This window comes from Agrobacterium sp. 16-172Ci (assembly GCF_053522725.1).
In genome coordinates this window covers 105277-126210 of record NZ_JBNWBW010000004.1, presented here as the reverse complement: position 1 = coordinate 126210, position 20934 = coordinate 105277, and the positions used below count along the sequence as shown (strand labels likewise).

At 59.8% G+C, this 20934-nt stretch carries 20 protein-coding genes and 1 pseudogene; 14 read left to right on the top strand and 7 right to left on the bottom strand.

Translation table 11 applies throughout. From position 1 onward, the window contains the following. Positions 1–176 precede the first annotated feature (176 nt). From ACQZ40_RS07035 to ACQZ40_RS06995, 9 genes are all read left to right on the top strand, one after another. Positions 177–1202, top strand: a complete 1026-nt coding sequence (locus tag ACQZ40_RS07035; RefSeq protein ID WP_003523197.1) for a class I fructose-bisphosphate aldolase — start codon at positions 177–179, stop codon at positions 1200–1202. 677 nt (positions 1203–1879) lie between these two features. After that, positions 1880–3757, top strand: a complete 1878-nt coding sequence (locus tag ACQZ40_RS07030) for a TRAP transporter large permease subunit (RefSeq protein ID WP_448747644.1) — start codon at positions 1880–1882, stop codon at positions 3755–3757. Positions 3758–3823: 66 nt separating this feature from the next. Next, positions 3824–4834 (top strand): TRAP transporter substrate-binding protein, encoded by a 1011-nt coding sequence (locus ACQZ40_RS07025; RefSeq protein ID WP_448747643.1) that lies wholly within the window; start codon positions 3824–3826, stop codon positions 4832–4834. Between the two features lie 107 nt (positions 4835–4941). Then, positions 4942–5745, top strand: coding sequence for an SDR family NAD(P)-dependent oxidoreductase (locus ACQZ40_RS07020; RefSeq protein WP_448747642.1), 804 nt, complete (start codon positions 4942–4944; stop codon positions 5743–5745). Between the two features lies 1 nt (position 5746). Next, positions 5747–6604, top strand: a complete 858-nt coding sequence (locus ACQZ40_RS07015; RefSeq protein ID WP_065656496.1) for an IclR family transcriptional regulator — start codon at positions 5747–5749, stop codon at positions 6602–6604. Next, positions 6601–7770 (top strand): acetyl-CoA acetyltransferase, encoded by a 1170-nt coding sequence (locus ACQZ40_RS07010; protein ID WP_065656497.1) that lies wholly within the window; start codon positions 6601–6603, stop codon positions 7768–7770. Before ACQZ40_RS07015 ends, ACQZ40_RS07010 begins: the two co-directional genes overlap by 4 nt. Continuing rightward, a complete protein-coding gene (locus tag ACQZ40_RS07005; protein WP_448747641.1) occupies positions 7767–9392 on the top strand; it encodes an acyl-CoA synthetase in 1626 nt (541 codons plus the stop codon). The genes ACQZ40_RS07010 and ACQZ40_RS07005 overlap by 4 nt, the downstream gene beginning before the upstream one ends. 31 nt (positions 9393–9423) lie before the next feature. Beyond that, positions 9424–10191, top strand: coding sequence for an SDR family NAD(P)-dependent oxidoreductase (locus tag ACQZ40_RS07000; RefSeq protein ID WP_065656499.1), 768 nt, complete (start codon positions 9424–9426; stop codon positions 10189–10191). After that, the gene (locus ACQZ40_RS06995) at positions 10188–11081 is read left to right on the top strand and encodes a PCC domain-containing protein (RefSeq protein ID WP_448747640.1); all 894 of its coding nucleotides are present in this window, start codon (positions 10188–10190) and stop codon (positions 11079–11081) included. The genes ACQZ40_RS07000 and ACQZ40_RS06995 overlap by 4 nt, the downstream gene beginning before the upstream one ends. A gap of 38 nt (positions 11082–11119) precedes the next feature. Here the strand turns inward: ACQZ40_RS06995 and ACQZ40_RS06990 are convergent, their stop codons facing one another. Next, positions 11120–11527, bottom strand: coding sequence for a PPC domain-containing DNA-binding protein (locus tag ACQZ40_RS06990; RefSeq protein ID WP_161987911.1), 408 nt, complete (start codon positions 11525–11527; stop codon positions 11120–11122). Further along, complete coding sequence (locus tag ACQZ40_RS06985) at positions 11514–12080, bottom strand: DNA-binding protein (protein WP_161987912.1); 567 nt, start codon at positions 12078–12080, stop codon at positions 11514–11516. Before ACQZ40_RS06985 ends, ACQZ40_RS06990 begins: the two co-directional genes overlap by 14 nt. A gap of 161 nt (positions 12081–12241) precedes the next feature. Here ACQZ40_RS06985 and ACQZ40_RS06980 point away from each other — a divergent pair, with 161 nt between their 5' ends. Beyond that, entirely contained in the window at positions 12242–12727 is a 486-nt protein-coding gene (locus tag ACQZ40_RS06980; protein WP_065656502.1) for an Lrp/AsnC family transcriptional regulator, read from the top strand. 29 nt (positions 12728–12756) lie between these two features. On the opposite strand, the gene ACQZ40_RS06975 is transcribed toward ACQZ40_RS06980, so the two are convergent. After that, the gene (locus tag ACQZ40_RS06975; RefSeq protein ID WP_003520354.1) at positions 12757–12912 is read right to left on the bottom strand and encodes a hypothetical protein; all 156 of its coding nucleotides are present in this window, start codon (positions 12910–12912) and stop codon (positions 12757–12759) included. A 137-nt stretch (positions 12913–13049) separates the two neighbouring features. On the opposite strand from ACQZ40_RS06975, the gene ACQZ40_RS06970 reads away from it, so the two are divergent. The 3 genes from ACQZ40_RS06970 to rcdA all read left to right on the top strand — a co-directional run bounded on the left by ACQZ40_RS06970 (position 13050) and on the right by rcdA (position 15447). Further along, positions 13050–14339, top strand: coding sequence for an MFS transporter (locus ACQZ40_RS06970; protein WP_035262904.1), 1290 nt, complete (start codon positions 13050–13052; stop codon positions 14337–14339). After that, entirely contained in the window at positions 14336–14527 is a 192-nt protein-coding gene (locus ACQZ40_RS06965) for a DUF1192 domain-containing protein (RefSeq protein ID WP_003506186.1), read from the top strand. Before ACQZ40_RS06970 ends, ACQZ40_RS06965 begins: the two co-directional genes overlap by 4 nt. A gap of 404 nt (positions 14528–14931) precedes the next feature. Continuing rightward, a complete protein-coding gene (gene rcdA / locus ACQZ40_RS06960; protein WP_003506184.1) occupies positions 14932–15447 on the top strand; it encodes a protease adaptor protein RcdA in 516 nt (171 codons plus the stop codon). Positions 15448–15603: 156 nt separating this feature from the next. On the opposite strand, the gene rpmE is transcribed toward rcdA, so the two are convergent. Next, positions 15604–15825, bottom strand: coding sequence for a 50S ribosomal protein L31 (gene rpmE / locus ACQZ40_RS06955; RefSeq protein ID WP_003497640.1), 222 nt, complete (start codon positions 15823–15825; stop codon positions 15604–15606). Between the two features lie 260 nt (positions 15826–16085). Between rpmE and ACQZ40_RS06950 the strand changes: the two genes are divergently transcribed. Next, a complete protein-coding gene (locus tag ACQZ40_RS06950) occupies positions 16086–17885 on the top strand; it encodes an ABC transporter transmembrane domain-containing protein (protein WP_448747639.1) in 1800 nt (599 codons plus the stop codon). Between the two features lies 1 nt (position 17886). Here ACQZ40_RS06950 and ACQZ40_RS06945 read toward each other — a convergent pair. The 3 genes and pseudogenes from ACQZ40_RS06945 to ACQZ40_RS06935 all read right to left on the bottom strand — a co-directional run bounded on the left by ACQZ40_RS06945 (position 17887) and on the right by ACQZ40_RS06935 (position 20934). Then, a pseudogene (locus tag ACQZ40_RS06945) lies at positions 17887–19533 on the bottom strand (FAD-binding dehydrogenase). A 98-nt stretch (positions 19534–19631) separates the two neighbouring features. Then, positions 19632–19886 carry a hypothetical protein gene (locus ACQZ40_RS06940; protein ID WP_448747638.1) on the bottom strand — a complete coding sequence of 85 codons (255 nt, stop codon included), beginning with the start codon at positions 19884–19886 and terminating at the stop codon, positions 19632–19634. Between the two features lie 16 nt (positions 19887–19902). Beyond that, complete coding sequence (locus tag ACQZ40_RS06935; protein WP_078052040.1) at positions 19903–20934, bottom strand: peptidoglycan -binding protein; 1032 nt, start codon at positions 20932–20934, stop codon at positions 19903–19905.

Sequence of the window (20934 nt, the reverse complement as noted above, 5' to 3'; positions counted from 1 at the left end):
CTGACACGAGGCCGGACAAGCCATGCTTGTCCGGCCTTGCTTTTTGGTAAGCGGCACCGGGAGGAAAAGTTTCAAACGATTGAAATCATTTCAATCGTTTCAATGAGTTAGCGTGCCATTTCCCTGCCCTGGAACTTCTGTTATCGGAAATTTATTGTGCCTTGGGAGAATAGCAAATGACCGAACGTCTCGAAGACATCGCAATCAAAATGGTCGCCGACGGCAAGGGCCTGCTCGCCGCCGACGAATCCACGGGAACGATCAAAAAGCGTTTCGACAGCATCAATCTGGAGTCCACCGAGACCGCCCGCCGCGATTATCGCGAGATGCTGTTCCGTTCCGACGACGCCATGAAGAAATACATCTCCGGCGTCATCCTTTATGAAGAGACCCTTTTCCAGAAGGCCGCCGACGGCACGCCTTTCGTGGATATCATCAAGGCGGCCGGCAGCCTGCCGGGCATCAAGGTGGATATCGGCGCCAAGCCGATGGCTTTCCACCCGCATGAATTCATTACCGAAGGCCTCGACGGTCTTTACGAGCGCCTGCGCAAGTATCATGAGGCCGGCGCGCGTTTCGCCAAGTGGCGCGGCGTCATCACCATCGGCGAGCAGCGTCCGAGCTGGGGTTCTATCAAGGCAAACTCCCAGTCGCTCGCCCGCTACGCCGCCCTCTGCCAGCAGGCGGATATCGTGCCGATCGTGGAGCCGGAAGTGCTGATGGACGGCGAACCGGGCACGCATGACATCGACCGCTGTGCGGAAGTCACGCAATGGGTTCTCCAGACCGTCTTCGCGGACCTGTTCGACGCCCGTGTGAACCTTGAAGGCATGATCCTCAAGCCGAATATGATCATCGACGGCAAGAAGGCCCGCAAGGCTTCCGTCGAGGAAGTGGCGGAAAAGACCGTGAAGGTTCTGAAGGCGACCGTGCCTTCCGCCGTTCCTGGCATAGCCTTCCTTTCCGGCGGCCAGTCCTCCGAAGAGGCGACCGCCCATCTCTCCGCCATGAATGCCGGCTACGACCTGCCCTGGTCTCTGACCTATTCCTATGGCCGCGCGCTTCAGGATACGGCCCTCAAGACATGGGGCGGCAAGCAGGAAAATGTCGCCGCCGGCCAGCGCGCCTTCACGCACCGCGCCGCGATGAACAGCCTCGCCGCCAAGGGTAACTGGAAGCAGGAACTCGAAAAGGCAGCCTGAGGCTGACAGAGAACATCAGATAAACAGCAGCCGCCTTAAAGGGCGGCTGCTTCGTTTGATAAAGCAAGATCGTCCGTATTCCGTCACCCGGACCCAATCGTCTTTCATTTTACCCGACTGATAATTCTCCACCGTTTTGATTGTGCATCGCCTGAGTGGAAGCATGTCCACCACGGGCAGCCTTATCCGCTCAAGTCGTGCAACCTGACGACTTTAGACCGTCATTGCCGCAATAGGCAGCGGATTTGCTCTCCGACTTCTTCAGCGCATAGCGCCAGACCATCCGGATCGCCCGGCATCATAAGCGCTTTCGTCTCGATGGGCTTCCGGAAAGCCCCGGAAATTGCTGCGCGCTCGTTACATCACAGATAAATTTCAACCAATTATAGTATGATCCACTATGTGGACCTATAAGTATGCGATGAAAACCGCGCAATACTGCATTTATACAGTTGATTTTGGCACTTTTCCTGTGTATCCCGAATGCATAGTTTTTTAACGGTCCATATTGTGGAGGCAATATACCGCTAGTTTCAGGCTTTTTGGAGGGGTCTGGCCGGTCTGGCAATGACAGATATATCCTGATGCGTCGGTCATGATATTGGCCTCGGCGCGGATAATTCTCTTTGTCTGCCGCAGTCCGTTGCGAAGGTTGTTCTGTGGGAGAGGAGGCCCCGATGACCATGACCGCAAACGCGAATGACGACGTATTTGTACTCGATGGAGAGCTTTTGCATACCGGGCCGGTAACAGGCTCATGGTTCATGCGACCCATTGAGGCCGTGGCGGCCGTGCTGCTGGCGGTGATGATCGGCCTGCTTCTGCTGGGCGTGACATCGCGCTATGCCCTGCATTTGCCAATCGTCTGGATCGATGAAACGGCGTCGTTGAGCTTCCTTTGGTTTGCCATGCTGGGTGCGGCAATTGCCATCGATCGTAGCGAACACCTGCGACTGACGCTGTTTCTCAACATGTTTCCGCAGCGCATTCTGGGTTATGTCAATTCACTCGCTTTGGTGCTGGTGGCGACATTTCTTGCGGCGATTATCAAGCCGGCGATAGAATATGCCATTGAGGAATGGGTCGTTACCTCGGCGGCGCTGAATATTCCAATGTCCTTCCGCGCCGCGGCCTTGCCGGTTGGCGCCTGTCTGATGCTGCTGCTGGTCCTCAACAATCTCTTCCGCAGGGAAAATCTGCGGGACATCATCGCAGCCGTTGTCACCGTCGCGGTCGTCTCCGGCCTGCTCTATCTGGCATCGCCGACGCTCGAAACTTTCGGCAATTTCAATCTGGCGATCTTCCTCGGCCTGTTCGTGGCGGTGTTTCTGGTGCTGGGCGTACCGATCGCCTTCTGTTTTGGCCTTGGAACCCTCGCCTACCTGACCTTTACCACCTGGGTTCCGACCATCGTGATGATCGGGCGCATTGACGAGGGCATGTCGGGCATCATTCTGCTGTCGGTTCCGGTTTTCGTGCTGCTGGGCTGTGTGCTCGATGCCACCGGCATGGGCAGGGCGATTGTCGAGCTGCTATCCTCGATGTTCGGGCATATTCGCGCCGGCATGTCCTATGTGCTGCTCGGCTCGCTGTTTCTGGTCTCGGGCATTTCCGGCTCCAAGGTTTCGGACATGGCAACGGTTGCACCGGCGCTGTTTCCGGAAATGAAGCGCCGTGGCCACAAGCCCAAGGAAATGATTGCGCTGCTCGCCACCGGCGCCGCCATGGCCGATACGGTTCCGCCCTCCATCGTGCTGATCGTTCTCGGTTCGGCGGCGGGCGTGTCGATTGCCGGCCTGTTCACTTCCGGCTTCATGATCGCCATGGTGCTGCTTCTGGTACTGGCCGTGCTCGCCCGCTGGAAGGCGCGGCATGAAAACATGGAAGGCGCAAAACGCACCCCGTGGCCGCTGGTCGGCAAGGCGGCGCTGATTGCCGCACCAGCGCTGGTTCTGCCCTTCCTCATCCGCAGCCTCGTCGGCGGCGGCGTGGCGACGGCAACCGAGGTTTCCACCATTGCCGTGCTTTATGCGATGATTATCGGTGCGGTGCTTTATGGCGGCATCAGCCTCAAAAAGCTCTATTCCATGCTGGTGGAGACGGCAGCCCTTTCCGGGGCGATCCTGCTGATCCTCGGCTGCGCCTCGGCCATGGCCTGGGGCCTGACGCAGAGCGGCTTTGCCTTCCAGCTGACCGCGATGATCACCGATCTGCCGGGCGGATGGATGACGTATATGGTCGTATCGATCCTGATTTTCATGATCCTCGGCTGCGTGCTGGAAGGCCTGCCGGCTATCGTATTGCTCGCACCGATCATGTTCCCCATCGCCCGCACGCTTGGCATCAACGACATCCATTATTCGATGGTGGTGGTTGTCGCGATGAATATCGGCCTGATGGCGCCGCCCATCGGCATCGGTTTCTATATCGCCTGCAAGATAGGCAATGTTTCGCCTGATGAGGCCATGGGCGCCATCTGGCCCTATCTTGCAGCCATGGTCATCGGTCTGCTGCTGATTGCAGCAGTTCCGGGCTTCTCGACAATTCTGCTCTGAGACCGTGGCGGGTCCACCCGCCACGCCGATGAATGACACATGCTTTTATTTTGGGAGGAGAAAGCAATGAATATCAACAGACGTACCGTGTTGGCCGGCGCCGGTTCTGCCGTTCTTGCCACCGCTTTTGTGTCGCGCGCCCGCGCTGCGCAATTCAATTATAAATATGCCAACAACCTGCCCGCCGCGCACCCCATGAACATCCGCGCCAAGGAAGCGGCTGACCGTATCGCCAAGGAAACCGACGGCCAGGTGAATATCAACATCTTCCCCAGCAGCCAGTTGGGCGCTGATACCGACGTGTTGAGCCAGGTACGCTCTGGCGGCGTTGAATTCTTTACGCTTTCGCCACTGATCCTGTCGACGCTAGTGCCGAATGCATCCATCAGCGGCATCGGCTTCGCCTTCCCGAACTACGATTCGGTTTGGGCGGCCATGGATGGCGATCTCGGCAAATATGTGCGCGGCGAAATCGCCAAACAGAACCTCGTTGCCATGGACACCATCTGGGATAACGGTTTCCGCCAGATCACCAGCGCGTCCAAGCCCATCGCCACGCCGGCCGATCTCGAAAGCTTCAAGATCCGCGTGCCGGTAAGCCCGCTCTGGACCTCGATGTTCAAGGCCTTCAAGTCGGCCCCAGCCTCGATCAATTTCGCTGAAGTCTACACCGCCTTGCAGACCGGCGTTGTCGATGGCCAGGAAAACCCGCTGGCGATCATTTCCACCGCCAAGCTGTTCGAAGTGCAGAAATTCTGCTCGGTCACCAACCATATGTGGGACGGCTTCTGGTTCCTGGCGAACAAGCGCGCCTGGGAGCGCCTGCCGGATGACCTGCGCGCCATCGTTGCCAAAAACCTCAATCAAGCCGGCAAGGAGGAGCGGGCCGATGTGGCGAAGCTCAATGCCTCGGTGAAGGAAGACCTGATTGCCAAGGGCATGACCTTCAACGACACCGACGCCTCACTCTTCCGTGCAACCCTCAAGGAAGCCGGTTTCTATTCCGAATGGAAGGGCAAATATGGCGATGAAGCCTGGGCCATTCTCGAAAAGGCCGTTGGCGCCAGCCTGACCTGACCGGTCCGCTGAATAATTGGCCCCGCTTTGAGAGCATTTCCAGGAAAAGTGGAAACACTCTAGCGGGGCCGACCCGACTATTTCTGACGATTGTAATGGAGACTGTTTTGACAGGTCGCCTGACGGGAAAACGCGCCATAGTTTTTGGCGCAGGATCATCTGGTCCGGGTTTTGGCAATGGCAAGGCTGCGGCCGTGCAATTTGCCCGCGAAGGCGCACGCGTGGCCTGTGTCGACCTCTCCGCTGACGCGGCCGAGGAAACCGCGCAGATCATTCGCGGCGAAGGTTTCGAGGCGATTGCGGTTGCTGCCGATGTCACGGAACTCGATTCCGTATCTGCCACGGTTGCACGGACCTGCGAGGTCTTCGGCGGCATCGATATTCTGCACAACAATGTCGGCGTGACCCATATGGGCGGCCCGGTCGAGCTGGATGAGGAATGCTTTCGAGCCTCGGTCGATCTCAATATCGGCTCCGTTTATCGCACCGCCAAGGCGGTGCTGCCGGTGATGCTGGCGCAGGGCGGCGGGGCCATCGTCAACATCTCCTCTCTCGCCTCCATTCGCTGGACCGGCTATCCCTATTTTGCCTATTACGCCATGAAAGCCGCCGTAAACCAGGCAACGGTGGCGTTGGCCATGCAATATGCCCGCCAGGGCATTCGCGCCAATTGCGTTCTGCCCGGAATGATAAACACGCCGCTGATCTACAAACAGATCAGCAATCAATATGCCTCCGTCGAGGATATGGTGGCGGCGCGCAATGCTGCAGTCCCGGTAGGCCGCATGGGCGATGCCTTCGATATCGCCCGCGCGGCAGTCTTTCTGGCGTCCGATGAAGCCAAGTTCATCACCGGAATCTGCCTGCCGGTCGATGGCGGGCAAAGCTGTGCGGTGGGAGCGTTTTCCTGATATGGCCACGATGATCCCGATGGAAAACGACCTGACAGGCGCACGCGCGGTAGACCGGGCGCTAGGGCTGCTCTCCATGGTGGGGCGTCATGCCGAACGCGGTGTGGCGCTTTCGGTCATCGTCACCGAAAGCGGGCTGAACAAGCCCACGGCCCGACGCCTGCTGCTGGCGCTGATCCGCGCAGGCCTGGTGGAGCAGGATGAGGAAACGCGGCGTTATTATCTGGGCGAGGAAGCCTATGTGCTCGGCAGCCTGTCATCGCGCCGTTTCGGCTTGCTGCAGATGGCCCAGGACAGTCTGACGCGCATTTCCCGCCGGACAGAGGATTCGAGCTTCCTTTCCGTGCGTCGCGACACGTTCGCATTATGCCTCTATCGCGAAGAAGGCACCTGGCCGGTGCGCACCCACGCGCTTCAGGCCGGTTTCGAGCACCCACTGGGCATTGGCGCGGGATCGCTCGCCATGCTGGCGGCGCTGCCCGATGCCGAGGTGGAAAGCGTCATTGCCGCCAATAGCGGGCTGATTGCCGCGAACTATCCCGGCATCACGCTGGACGGACTGCGCCGCGATGTCGAATTGACGCGAACCAATGGTTATTCGCTCAATCCGGGTCTGATCCTCTCGAATTCCTGGGGTATCGGCGTTGCCATCCGGACACCGGATGGCGCAGTGGCGGGGGCGTTGAGCATTGCCGCCGTCGACAGCCGCATGCGGCCGGAGCGCCAACCGGAACTGGCGGCGGTGCTGCGCGAGGAAGTGACCCGCATCGAGACACGCATTGCGGAAATGATGGCCAGCCGCGCCCGCACGCGCGGCGAAGGCGACGCGAAACGGCAAACAAGGAGAACGAGCAAATGAGCAAAGCGCAGATCGTCGGCTGGGCGCATTCGCCTTTCGGCAAATCGGCCCTTGAAAATACCGAACAACTGATGGCTTCGGTCGTGGCGCCAGCCATAGACCATGCGGGCGTCGATGTCGGCGATATAGACGGCATTTTCGTCGGCGTGATGAATAACGGTTTCTCGAAACAGGATTTTCAGGGCGCGCTGGTGGCCATGGGCGATGAGCGCCTCGCCTACACGCCCGCCGTGCGTTTCGAGAATGCCTGCTCGACAGGATCGGCCGCCCTTTACAGCGCCATGGATTTCATCGAGGCCGGGCGTGGGCGCATCGCGCTCGTTGTCGGCGCCGAAAAAATGACGGCGCTGCCAACCGCCGAGGTGGGTGAAATCCTGCTATCCGCCTGCTACCGTGCCGAAGAAGCCGATATTTCCGGCGGCTTTGCCGGCCAGTTCGGACGTATCGCCCAGGCTTATTTCCAGCGCTATGGCGATCGCTCGGAAGAACTGGCGATGATCGCCGCCAAGAACCACGCCAATGGCGCGGTCAATCCCTACGCCCATATGCGCAAGGATTTCGGCTTCGATTTCTGCAACACGGTATCGGATAAGAACCCTTACGTCGCAGGCCCGCTGCGCCGCACCGACTGCTCGCTGATTTCCGATGGCGCCGCCGCCATCATTCTGGCCGATGAGGAAACCGCAGCGACACTCAACCGGGCCATCGGTTTCCGGGGCCGCAAGCATGTCAATGACATTCTGGCGCTCAGCCGCCGCGATCCGCTGGCCTTCGAGGGCGCGCGCCGCGCCTGGGCAGGTTCGCTGGAACTCGCAGGCGCGACGCTCGACGACCTCTCCTTCGTCGAAACCCATGATTGCTTCACCATTGCCGAACTCATCGAATATGAGGCGATGGGATTGGCGAAGCCCGGTGAAGGGCACCGGGTGGTGCGCGAAGGCACGGCCCTGAAAACCGGTCGCCTGCCGATCAACCCCTCCGGCGGGCTGAAATCCAAGGGGCATCCGGTTGGGGCAACCGGGGTCTCCATGCATGTCATGGCGGCGATGCAATTGATGGGCGAAGCGGGCGACATGCAGATTCCCGGTGCCTCGCTCGCCGGTGTTTTCAACATGGGGGGAACTGCGGTTGCCAACTATGTCTCGATCATGGAGCGCGTGAAATGACGATACATCCTCCGGGCGGGGTTGCGCCTTCGACCACGCGGGTCATGAATCTCTCGCATTTCCTGACCCAGGCAGCGCGCCGCAACCCCGCCGACATCGGCTTCGTATGGGGTGACAAGAGCTGGACATGGGCTGAAATGGACGCCCGCGTCGATGCCATGGCGCAGGCGCTGGTAACCGAATTCGGCGTCAGGAAAGGTGACCGCATTCTGGTGCAGTCTTCCAACAACAACCAGATGTTCGAATCCATGTTCGCCTGCTTCCGCGTGGGCGCGGTGTGGGTGCCGACCAATTATCGCCAGTCGCCCGATGAGGTGGCTTATCTGGCAAAAGCCAGCGGCGCACGCGGCATGATCTGCGCCAGCGCTTTTCCCGAGCATGCAAGGGCGAGCCGCGAAGCAACCGCGATCGATTTCACCATCGCCATTGGCCCGGCCGAATTTGGCGAGGACTACGATACTATCGTGGCCCGCCATCTGGGCCAGAAAGTAAAAAGCGAGGCGGTGGATCGGGACGATCCCTGCTGGTTCTTCTTCACCTCCGGCACGACGGGTCGGCCCAAGGCTGCGGTGCTGACCCATGGCCAGATGGCCTTCGTCATCACCAACCATCTTTGCGATCTGATGCCCGGCACCGGACCGGGCGACGCTTCCATCGTCGTTGCGCCGCTTTCGCACGGCGCGGGCATTCACCAGCTCGTGCAGGTGGCGCATGGGGCAAAAACGGTGCTTCCGGCTGCGGAAAAACTCGATGTGCCAGCGGTGTGGGCGCTGATCGAGAAATGGCGCGTCACCAATGCCTTTACCGTGCCGACCATTCTGAAAATGCTGATCGAAGACCCTTCCGTGGATCGTTTCGATCATTCCTCGTTGCGCTACGTCATCTATGCCGGTGCGCCCATGTATCGCGCCGATCAAAAACGGGCGCTCGCCAAGCTCGGCCCGGTGCTGGTGCAATATTTCGGCCTTGGCGAAGTGACCGGCAACATAACCGTGCTGCCGCCTTCCTTCCACAACGCCGAGGACGGCCCGGAGGCACGGATCGGCACCTGCGGTTTCGATCGCACCGGCATGGAAGTGCAAATCCAGAACGATGCGGGCGAGGAGCTTCAGGCCGGTGAAACCGGCGAAATCTGCGTTATCGGCCCTGCTGTTTTCGCAGGTTATTACGATAATCCCGATGCCAATGCCAAAGCCTTCCGCGACGGCTGGTTCCGCACCGGCGATCTTGGTCACCGCGACGAGAACGGTTTCGTCTACATCACCGGCCGCGCCTCCGACATGTATATTTCCGGCGGCTCGAACATCTATCCGCGCGAGATCGAGGAAAAAATCCTCATGCATCCGGATATCAGCGAGACAGCAGTTCTGGGCGTGCCGGATGCGGTGTGGGGCGAGGTCGGCGTCGCCGTCTGCGTGGCGCGGGAGGGCGCGGATATCGCCGGCATCGACCTGAAAGCCTATCTCGACGGCAAGATGGCCCGTTACAAGCTGCCGAAAGCCATTGTGTTCTGGGATGCCATGCCGAAATCCGCCTATGGCAAGATCACCAAGAAGATGATCCGCGAGGAGCTGGAAAAGCGCGGCCAGATGCCGGTTTTTGAGGAAAAACTGACTGGCTGAAGGCCGTAACGCATAACCGGGAGGAGACGGTATGACACAGCAGACGAGAGAGATGAAAGGCGCTGTCGCCATCACCGGCGGCGCATCGGGTATCGGCTTTTCCACGGCGCAGCTGTTGATGGCGCGCGGCTGGCAGCCATGGCTTTTGGATCTCAAGCGTGAGGCGCTGGATGCGGCCTGCGAAAAACTCGGCATCGATGCTTCGCGCGGCATCGTCTGCAACGTGGCGGATGAGACGTCGATAGAAGAGGCTTTCGCCGCCTTGACGTCAGACGGCGCCGATCTGGTGGCCGTCGTCAACAGCGCCGGCATCGGCATCGACAAGCTTTCGGTCGATACCAGCGTGGAAGAATTCCGTCGTATCGTTGACGTCAATCTCGTCGGCAGTTTCGCCGTGGCCCGCACCGCCGCGCGTTATTGGCTGGACCGCGCAATTTCCGGTTCGATCGTCAATATCAGCTCGGTTTCCGGCATGTGCGGCAATCGTGGTCGCAGCGCCTATGGCGCTTCAAAAGGCGGCGTCAATCTTCTGACGATGGTTATGGCAAACGAACTGGGGCAATCGGGCATTCGCGTCAATGCGATTGCGCCCGGCCCCGTCGATACCCCCCTCACCCAGGCGGTTCATACGGAGAATGTTCGCAGCCAGTGGCACAGCCGCGTTCCCATGCACCGCTATGGCAGGACGGACGAGATTGCCTCTGCCGTGGCTTTCCTTGTGTCGGACGACGCGAGCTACATCAACGGTCAGGTGCTGGCCGTAGACGGCGGCTTCATTACCGCAGGGCTTGCGGTATGACGATAACGCCCCCGAAGGGGCTTCCGCGCAGCATCGTCCATCCGGGGCCGGCAACACCCGAACGCTTCCGAGTCGTCGGTTGCCACGCCCATCCGGTCAGGCTGAATGCCAGACCCGGTGTCTGCGTCAATGAGGCGATTGCAGAAGCCTTTGTCGAACAGGGTTTCTATGGGGGTTATGTCAGACTGAAAAATGTGCCGATGAAGCGGTTGCACTATGTCATGCCCGCAGCGGCACCCGATGACGCGCATGCCGCCTGGTATAGCGAAACTTTCTCCATGCCGGGGGGCACAATCATCGATGCCGGCCTGCATATGGGGCGGCGCGACGGTCAGCCGTTCCTGCACTGCCACGGTTCGTGGAAAAGTGCCGAAGGCGTTCTCTCCATGGGCCACCTGCTGCCTTTGGAGTCCGAATTTGCCGGGGAAACGCCGCTCGAGGCGCTGGCGCTGGATGGCGCAATTCTGGACGTGCAGAAGGATGAGGAAACCAATTTCCCCCTCTTCACGCCCATCGCTCAGCCGCGCAACCGGAAGGATGCAGGGCTCCGGGCGCTGTTGTGCACCGTTCGGCCCAATACCGATATCTGCACGGCGCTTGAAGCCGCCTGCAGAGAGTTCGACCTGCGGCAGGCCGAGGTCAATGGTATCGGCAGCCTGATCGGCGCGGATTATGAAGACGGAACAAGTCTCACCGCCTATGCCAGCGAAATCCTCATCCGCAATGGCCGCATCCACCCCGCCGCCACGGGTGGCGAACGGGCAATGCTGGATATTGCGATGGTCGATCTTACCACGCAGATCAGCGGCGGGCGGCTGGTGCGCGGCAAAAACCCGGTCTGCGTCACTTTCGAGCTGCTTCTGACCGAAAGACAGGGGGCGGCGGCATGAGTTGCGCCGTGCAACTCCACCGCCCGCCTTACCGTACCTCACGCCGCCTGCGGCTTTTCCGCAGGCAACCATTCTTCCAGCGTCACCTCGAAGGTCATGCACACCGGGTTGGCGCCGGCGATGAAGGGACCGCCGTAAACCGCGCCATCGGTGTCGGCGACAACGCCGGTCAGCGCGGCGCGCAGGGAGCCATCCGGCTGGGCGCGCACCTCACCGGCAATCGAAACGATTTCAACGGCAGGACCGCTTATCTGCAAAAACGCACCGGTGCGGGTGCCGAGGCACGCATCCACCAGACTGCCCAGCGCGCCGCGCACGAAGGCGTTGCGGAAACCTTCGGCCAGGCACAGTTTCTCGACGCCGAGCACGAGGTCTTCATTGGGCGCAATGCGGGCATAGGCCACGCGGCCCATGGAGCCGGATTCGACAGTGTTATGCGTGTTCATCGGCGGGCTCCGTGCGGTTCCTGGGTTGAAGAAGGGGAATATTGGTTTCGGGATCGAAGGACTGCTGCAGCACAAAACTGTCGAGCGAGGTCACAAGGGCGGAAATGCCGCTTTCTCCGACGATACAGGATTCCGTCAGCAAATGGCCGCCTTTGACCACACCCGCCGCAGTCCGCATGGCGGCATGGCAATGCACGATCGGCTCGCCCTTCATGCTCCGCCCCAGCGTCGCGTTGCCGAAAACCAGCCAGGCCGCCCCGGCATCGATGGGTTTCGTATAGGCGATGACCGCCCTGCCGGAAGGATCGGGTGGAGCCACGCAATAGGACAGGATGTCGAAATAACCGCCGAGAATGGTCAAAGAGGCATTTTCGATGCCGTTTTCGGCCAAAGGCCGCACGATGCCATCGTAGAGGCTGCACCCCGGCGCGATGAACAGCCGCATATGACGCGCAGATGGCGAGCGCAGGCTGTTGATACGCACCGGCGAAGAAATACCGGGGTGTATCAGCGTTCTCGGCCGTGGAAAATGCTGTTGCCGTGTGGGTGCCATGCCTGCTCCTCCCTGCTGCCTGTACCTTGCAGTACGGTACTTAAAGACCAGCCAAAGGTGCTTTCGAATGGCGTCGTCAAAGTGCCCTTCGGAAAACACTTCTTTCGCGAGCGGCCCCGCGGACGGCAGATTTTTTTGCGATACATTTCAGGGAGACCGGCATGACGAAGCCGCTGGACAGAATTGACCGCAAAATATTGCGGGCCCTGCTGGAGAACGGCAGGCTGAGCAATACGGAACTATCGGAAAAGGTGGGGCTGTCGCCCAGCCCTTGCTGGCAGCGCGTCAAGCGGCTGGAAGACGAAGGGGTCATTCGCGGCTATACCGCCATTCTCGATCAGGCCCATCTGGGACTGACGGAGACGGTGATCATCGAGGTCATGCTGGAACGTCACGACGATGAAGTTCTGGAACGTTTCGGTAAGGCCATGGCCGCTCTTCCCGAAGTGCTGGAAGCCTATCTGACAACCGGCGAATATGATTATCTCATCAAGGTGGCGGTGGCGGGAACCGCGGGCTACGAGCAGTTTCTGCGCCGCAAGCTCTACAAGATCGAGGGTGTGCGCCATTCCCGCTCCTGTTTCGCACTTAAATGCCTCAAGCATACTTTATCGGTCGTGCCCGATGCGGAGCCGCCACCCGCCTGAAAGGAGCCTGCCTCCGCGGCGGTTTTTCCTTACGGGCGCAGAAGCAGCGTCACCGACCAGATGACAAAGGCGGCAACCGCGATCTTCCAGCAATCGCCTCTTTTTTTCAGGCCCGGCAGACCGAGCGGCCGGATGATCTGGACCACCATGGCCAGCAGTAAAAAAAGGCCGATCGCCTTTGTCATTTATTGAGCCTTTTCTTTATTTCTGCATCGTCACAGGCTGGACATTTTTACCGTTCACCAGAAGAGTGCAACTCATTCGGGTAACGCCCGTCCTATGACCTGTCCGACCGTCCGTCCGAACGCATGAGAGTGTTTTCATGAGCAGAAATCTTCTACCCGTATTCGCTCTTTTATCCAGCACTCTGTTTCTTTTTCTCGGCAACGGCCTTCAGGGCCTCGTGCTGCCGGTGCGTGGTTCGGCGGAAGGTTACTCCAACGAAATTCTTGGCTTTCTGGGCACCTCCTGGGCGGCGGGATTCGTCGTCGGTTGCTTTGTCGCGCCTGCCATCGTACGCCGCGCTGGCCATGTGCGGGCATTCGGGTCCTTCGTGGCGCTGGTGTGCCTGACGGTGCTGATGACCGGCCTTATCATCGACGACACCTCATGGATCGCGCTGCGCGCGCTAACCGGTTTCTGCACGGCCGGAACCTCGATGATCATCGAAAGCTGGCTGAACGAGCGCGCCACCAATGAAAGTCGTGGCATGATCTTCTCGCTTTATATCGCCATCACGCTGCTCGGCGTCGTGGCGGGGCAGATGATCGTGCCGATGGGGGATATCAGCAATACCTCGCTGTTCATGATCTGCGGCATCATCTATTGCATCGCCATTCTGCCGGCCACGCTTTCGAAAGCGGCGAGCCCACAGCCGTTGCAGAAGGTGAAGCTGGATCTGCCGGCCCTTTACCGCAACTCACCGGTTTCCTTCATCGGCATTCTGATGATCGGCATTGCCAACGGCGCTTACGGTACGCTCGGCGCCGTCTTCGGTGCGCGGGCAGGACTGGACCCGACCATGATCGCCATCATGGTGTCCGTCACGATTTTCGTCGGTGCGCTGGCGCAATTTCCCGCAGGCCGGCTTTCAGACCGGATAGACCGCCGCTATGTGCTGGCGGGCTTGGCCGGGCTTGGCGCGGTCGCGGGCCTGGCTGTCGCGGTGGTCCAACCGCATGATGTTTATGTGCTGATTTCGATGATCGCCATTTATGGCGCCGCCGCCAATGCGCTCTATCCCATCGCCGTGGCACATGCCAACGACTTCGCCGCATCGGAAGACTTCGTCAAGGTTTCCGGTGGTCTGCTGCTGCTTTACGGCATCGGCACCATCATCGGCCCGACGCTCGGCGGCGCGATCATGACCCATTTCGGCCCCTATGCGCTGTTTCTGGTCACGGCTGTGGCCCATCTGCTCATCACCGCCTATGCCATCATCAGAAGCCGCCGGCGCGCAGCACTTTCAACCGAGGAAAAAGACAATTTCTCGACGATGATGCCAACGACACCCTCGCCGCTCGTCACGCCGGAAAGTATTGCGCTTGACCCGCGCGCGCCGCAATATCCAGGCGACGATGGCGACTATGTGGAAAAAGGAGCAGGCATATGAGCCTCTTTGACGATGACCGTCCGCAAAAACCGGCAGCGCATGAGATCGGTGGCGATCTCAGCCTTCTTTCCGTGGACGAGCTGAGCAGCCGTATCGATCTTCTGCAAGCCGAAATCACCCGACTCGAAGAGGAGAGGACACGGAAATCCGCCGGAAGGCAGGCGGCGGAAAATCTCTTCCGATCCTGACGCGCCCTGCAGAATAGGTACACGACTGCACTTCCGCTGCCGTAAGCTAAGGCTCATCCAGCGCCCGAAAATGAATATTACGGGGCAGTCTTTCGTTTACCATTAACCAAAAATTAAGCTTTCTGAGAGATTACTATACATGTCCAGTTCTTCTGGACCTCAGGCATCTTCTCCATACGGCGAATTGGTCTGATTTTTCTCCCTGTTTTACCTTGAGAGCCGCTTTCGCGGCTCTTTTTTTGCCGCTGGCCGGTTTCCGTAAAACTGTGGGTATTAACCCTTCTTTAATAATTGCCTTGCGCATTTCAGGTAAAGATACCATCCTGAAAACACTAAAGGCCGGAACAAAATATCCGCGTCGTCGTTGCCTGACAGTGTGGTGCGTGAGCAGGGATTTAAAGAAAATGTCGGAACAGGTTTTAAATACCATAAGCTTTGCGGGTCGCGCAGCTGCTTCCAACCAGTTCAAGACCCTCTATACCGAAGGCATGACCTTGGTTGAGGAAACGGCAAGTTATCTCGACGGCGCCGGCCGCGCCGCCTCCAAGGTGCTGCCGCGCATGGCCTCGGTTCTTTATGCGGCGGAATCGATGCGCCTCACCACCCGCCTGATGCAGATGGCCTCCTGGCTGCTTCTGCAGCGCGCCGTCAACAACGGTGAAATGACGCGCGATCAGGTTCTGAGCGAAAAGAACAAGGTGCGACTCGACAGCTTCAACGTCGACCGCAATGCGCCCGGCTGGAACGACCTGCCGGAATCCTTCCGCGACCTCATCGAGCGCTCGCTGCGTCTCCAGAACCGCATCGCCCTGCTCGACCGCGAAATCTATCGCCCGTCCGAAGCCGCCAAGGTGCCGGACAATGAAAACAGCGTGCAGGCGCAGCTCAACCTCCTGCGCACGGCTTTCTCGATCAACTGAGAAAAGACGACCTTATCCGGACAATTTGAAAAGCAGGCTCACCGGCCTGCTTTTTTCTTTTGCGTGCTACGGGGGCGCGAGCGCCATCGCCGAAAAATGGCAACAAAAAAGCCCGGCAAAACCGGGCTTTTTTTAAACAATCCGTCCGCAAGAGGATCAGAGGCCGAGGCCGCCGAAACGCTTGTTGAACTTGGAAACGCGACCACCGCGGTCCATAAGCTGCTGGTTGCCGCCCGTCCATGCCGGATGGGACTTGGGGTCGATTTCAAGGTTCATGACGGCGCCTTCCGAACCCCAGGTGGAGCGGGTTTCGTATTCGGTGCCATCGGTCATGACCACCTTGATCGTGTGATAATCGGGATGGATATCAGCCTTCATGACAATCTTCCTGGTTAAGTGACGTGCGGTCCATTTGCCGCAATTGCGTCAACTGACCCATTTCAATAAATGAAGCCATAGACCAGATGGGCTATGGCTTCCCAATTCGATGCGGAGCCTATACATGAAGGTCGCCCAGATAACAAGAGCCTGCTATCCCCTTGTGAAAGGAGATGGCCAAAGGGGCGGGAATTTTACCGCACACCGGAAATTCACCCGCAAAAGGCCCAAAACGGCAGGGAATGAGGAGCATAGAGGACGTGGCAGACATTGACGAGCAGAAAGCGGCGAAACAACGAAGCCTGAAGCCGCTTCTTGGCCTGTTTCCCTATCTCCGGCGTTACCGCGGCCTGATGGCGGCTGCCCTTTTCGCTCTCGTGCTTTCTTCCGCCACGACACTCGCCCTGCCGCTTGCCGTTCGCCGCATTATCGATCACGGTTTCCAGACGCCGGACGGCGGCATGATCAACAGCTATTTCGCCATGCTTCTGGCGATTGCGGTAGTCCTCGCGCTCGCCAGCGCCATGCGTTATTATTACGTCATGACCATCGGTGAAAGGGTCGTCGCCGATCTGCGCCGCGATGTCTTTGCCCACCTCACCACCTTGTCGCAGCAGTTTTTCGATAGCAATCGATCCGGCGAGCTGACCTCGCGGCTGACCGCCGATACCGTGCAGATTCGCTCGGCTTTTGGCTCGTCCGCCTCGGTAGCGCTGCGCAATATCATCATGTGCTGCGGAGCGGTGGCGATGATGATCTATACCAGCCCCGGCCTTTCCGGCCTTGCGCTGCTTGCCATTCCCTTCATCGTTTTTCCGCTGATCGCCTTCGGACGCTCGGTTCGCGCCCGCTCCCGCACCACGCAGGACACATTGGCCAATTCCGCCGCCTATGCTTCCGAGACGATTGCGGCGAGCCGCACCGTGCAGTCCTTTAATGCCGAGGTGCTGGCGAATGCCCGTTATGGAGCCTCCGTGGAAGCCGCCTATCAGGGCGCACGCGCCGCCATCGGCGCCCGCTCCATCCTCACCGCCGTTGCCATTGCGCTCGTCTTCGGCAGCGTCGTCGGCATTCTCTGGTATGGCGCGCAAAGCGTGCTCTCGGGCACTATGACGGCCGGTACGCTCGGCCAGTTCGTGCTTTATTCGGTCATCGCGGCAAGCGGTCTCGGTCAGCTCTCGGAAGTCTGGGGTGAACTGGCGCAGGCGGGCGGTGCGGCAGAACGGCTCTCCGAACTGCTGAACGAGCACTCGCCCGTCGCGGAACCCATATCGCCCGTCGCCATGCCGCAACCGCCGCGCGGCGAGGCGGAATTCGAGAATGTCGATTTCGTTTATCCGCTCGCGACAGGACGGCCGATCGTTTCCGGCCTCTCCTTCAAAGTCAGCGCCGGCGAAACCGTCGCCATCGTCGGACCTTCCGGTGCGGGCAAGAGCACGGTTTTTTCCCTGCTGATGCGCTTTTACGATCCGCAGCAGGGCCACATCACCGTCGATGGCACGGATATTCGCGACGTCACCCTTGCCGATCTGCGCGCGCGCCTGTCCATCGTTCCGCAGGATGTGGCGATATTCGCCTCCTCCATCCACGATAATATCGCCTTTGGCCGACCTGACGCGACACGCGAGGAGGTGCGGGCCGCCGCCATCGCCGCACAGGCCGACAGCTTCATCGAACGTCTCACCGACGGATATGATACGCAGGTGGGCGAGCGCGGCGTGACGCTTTCCGGCGGCCAACGCCAGCGCATCGCCATTGCCCGCGCCATCCTGCGCAATGCGCCAATCCTGCTGCTGGACGAAGCCACCTCGGCGCTGGATGCGGAAAGCGAAACGCTGGTGCAGAAGGCGCTCGATGAGCTGATGAAAACCCGCACCACCATCGTCATCGCCCATCGCCTCGCCACCGTGTTGAAGGCCGACCGTATTCTGGTGATGGATGAGGGCCGCATCATCGAAGAAGGCACGCATCAGAGCCTCATTCGCCAGAATGGCCTTTATGCGCGGCTTGCCCGGCTGCAATTCCAGACCGGGCCGGACGAATTGCGCGCCCAGGCCTAGATCACGCCAGCACTTTGCGCCCCGCAACGCGGCCGGAAAACAGGCATCCGCCAAGGAACGTGCCCTCCAGCGCATTATAACCATGCATGCCGCCGCCACCGAAACCCGCCACTTCGCCGGCGGCATAAAGGCCCGGCACCGGCGCACCGGCAGCAGCCAGCACCCGACCCTCAAGATCGGTGTGGAGGCCACCAAGCGTCTTGCGCGTCAGCACATGCAGCCGCACGGCAATCAGCGGCCCCATTGCCGGATCAAGCAGCCGGTGCGGTTTTGCCGTCCGCATCAGCCGGTCACCGAGATAACGGCGCGCCCCGTGTATCGCCGTTACCTGCGCATCCTTGCTGAAACCGTTTTCGATTTCGCGGTCGCGCGCCTCTATCTGATGACGGATATGGTCTATATGCAGCCGGTCGTCGCCGCTGATGGCATTCATCGCCGTCACGAGTTCTTCGAGCGTATCCCGGACGGCGAAATCTTCGCCGCGCTCCATGAAGGCACGCACCGGCCCCGGCGGTTCCTTGCCCAACCTCTTGAGCAGCAGCCTTATATCCTTGCCAGTCAGATCCGGATTCTGCTCCGAGCCTGAAAGCGCAAATTCCTTCTTGATGATCGCCTTGGTCAGAATGAACCAGCTATGGCCGCTGCCGCGTTCGCCCAGCATTTTTAGCGTGCCGAGCGTATCGAAACCCGGCATGGCGGGGGCGGCAAGGCGGTTTCCATCCGCATCGCACCAGAAGGACGAGGGGCCGGGCAGGATGCGGATACCGTGACCCGGCCAGATCGGATCGTGGTTCTTCACGCCCTCGGTATAATGCCACATGCGGTCACGATTGATGACGGCTCCGCCGGCGGTTTCCGTAATGGCGATCATGCGGCCATCCACATGCGCGGGAACACCGCAGACCATGCTGGCAGGAGGCTCGCCCAACCGTTCCACCGGCCAGTTGCGCCGCACCAGTTCCTGATTGCCGCCGATGCCGCCGGAACTGACGATGACCGCCGCAGCGGAGAAGACAAAATCGCCCTGCTCTTCCCGGCTGCTCTCCTGCCCGCGCTGCACCTGGTCGGGTGCAAGAACGGAGCCTGAAACACCGGTCACCCGGCCTTCGGCGATCTCCAGACGATCAACCCGGTGGCGAAAGCGAAAGGTTAGCCGGCCGGTTGCCGCCATGGCCTTCGCCTTTTTTACGAAAGGTGCAAGTACGCCCGGACCCGTGCCCCAGGTTACATGGAAACGCGGAACGGAATTGCCATGGCCGTGGGCGAGGCTGCCGCCGCGCTCGGCCCAGCCAACAACGGGAAACCAGCGCATGCCCATGCGGTGCAGCCATTCGCGTTTCTCACCGGCAGCAAAATCGAGATAAGCCTCCGCCCAGCGGCGCGGTCAATAATCCTCCGGACGGTCGAAACCGGCCGAACCGAGCCAGTCCTGTCTTGCAAGATCGAGACTGTCTCGCACCCGCATCCGGCGCTGTTCGGGACTATCGATGAAAAACAGTCCGCCCAGCGACCAGAAGGCCTGCCCGCCAAGGTTCTGCGCGCCCTCCTGATCCACGACGCAGACGCTGAAACCCCGCTCAGCCGCCTCGGTTGCCGCCACCAGCCCGGCAAGCCCCGCACCGACAACGATCACATCATAGCCTTCCATCAGCCCCTCCCAGATATGACGGAATTACTTTTACGCGAACGTAAATTTAGAAACTATCGCAGACGCCCCGAATGTTGGAGATAAAATTCTTGAAGTGGCTAAAATTTTTTAAGCGACCAAAGCTTGGTTTCTTTATTCTGCTCTACCACGCCCTCTGCCTCCATAATCGACAACAATGTCCGTGAAATATGGCCTTCGTGTTCCATATGGCCCGTGTAGATTCCAAGCGCACGACCGATTTCAGAGTTCTTTAGCCCAACGCTTTGGGCGTCTTTCAGCAAGAGATAAATGGCCGACTTCAACTGCGACATTGCAAGTTGAGCAATGGCGTAAGGCTCATTTGGAAACGTCATGCATTCTCCATAAGTGCTAGCGTTCGGTGAGCTTGAGTTCGATACGGCGGTTCTGCTGCCGTGCTTCCGGCGTATCGCCTTCGGCAATCGGCTGATATTCGCCGAAGCCGGCGGCGACCAGCCGGTTTGCCGGCACGCCCTTGGAGATCAGGAATTTCACCACCGAGGTGGCGCGGGCCGAGGAAAGCTCCCAATTGTCTCGATAACGCCCGGAACCGGAAAGCTGAACGTTATCCGTATGGCCATCCACGCGCAGCACCCAGTTGATCTCCGCCGGAATTTCCTTGGCGAGATCGAGCAGCGCGACAGCAAGCTTCTCCATCTCCGCCTGCCCTTCCGGGTTGAGTTCATTGCCGCCGGAGGGGAAGAGCACTTCGGACTGGAAGACAAACCGGTCGCCAACGATGCGGATGTTTTCGCGGTCCGACAGGATTTCGCGCAGCCGCCCGAAGAAATCGGACCGATAACGGTTCAGTTCCTGCACCCGCTGCGCCAGCGCGACATTGAGACGGCGGCCAAGATCGGCGATCTTGACCTGAGAAGAGGCATCCTTGGCTTCCGAGGCCTGAAGCGCGGCTTCGACCGAGGCAATCTGCGCTCTCAGCGCCGCAATCTGCTGGTTGAGCAATTCGATCTGTGCGGAGGCACGGGAATTGGCCTGCCGCTGCTCGTCCAGTTCGCCAGTCAGGCTACCGATCCGGGCATTGGCGCTTGCGTTGTTGCCAGATCCCGCATCGAGAAGCGACTGCAGGCGCGAGCGCTCGTTTTCGGATGCGGCAAGGGTGGATTGCAGGCTCGCGAGCGCGTCCTCAATATCCTGCTTGTTGCCTTTTTCCATGGCCAGAAGTTCGGTCAGTTCGGCAATCTGGCTGTTGAGACGTGTCAGCACCTCGTCCTTGCCGGTGATTTCCCGCGACAGAACGAATTGCGCCAGCACGAAGACCGTAAGCAGAAACATGATGGCCATGAGCAGCGTCGACAGTGCATCGACGAAACCCGGCCAATAATCCACGCCCCTGTCGCGGCGGCGGTTGCGCGCAAGCGCCAT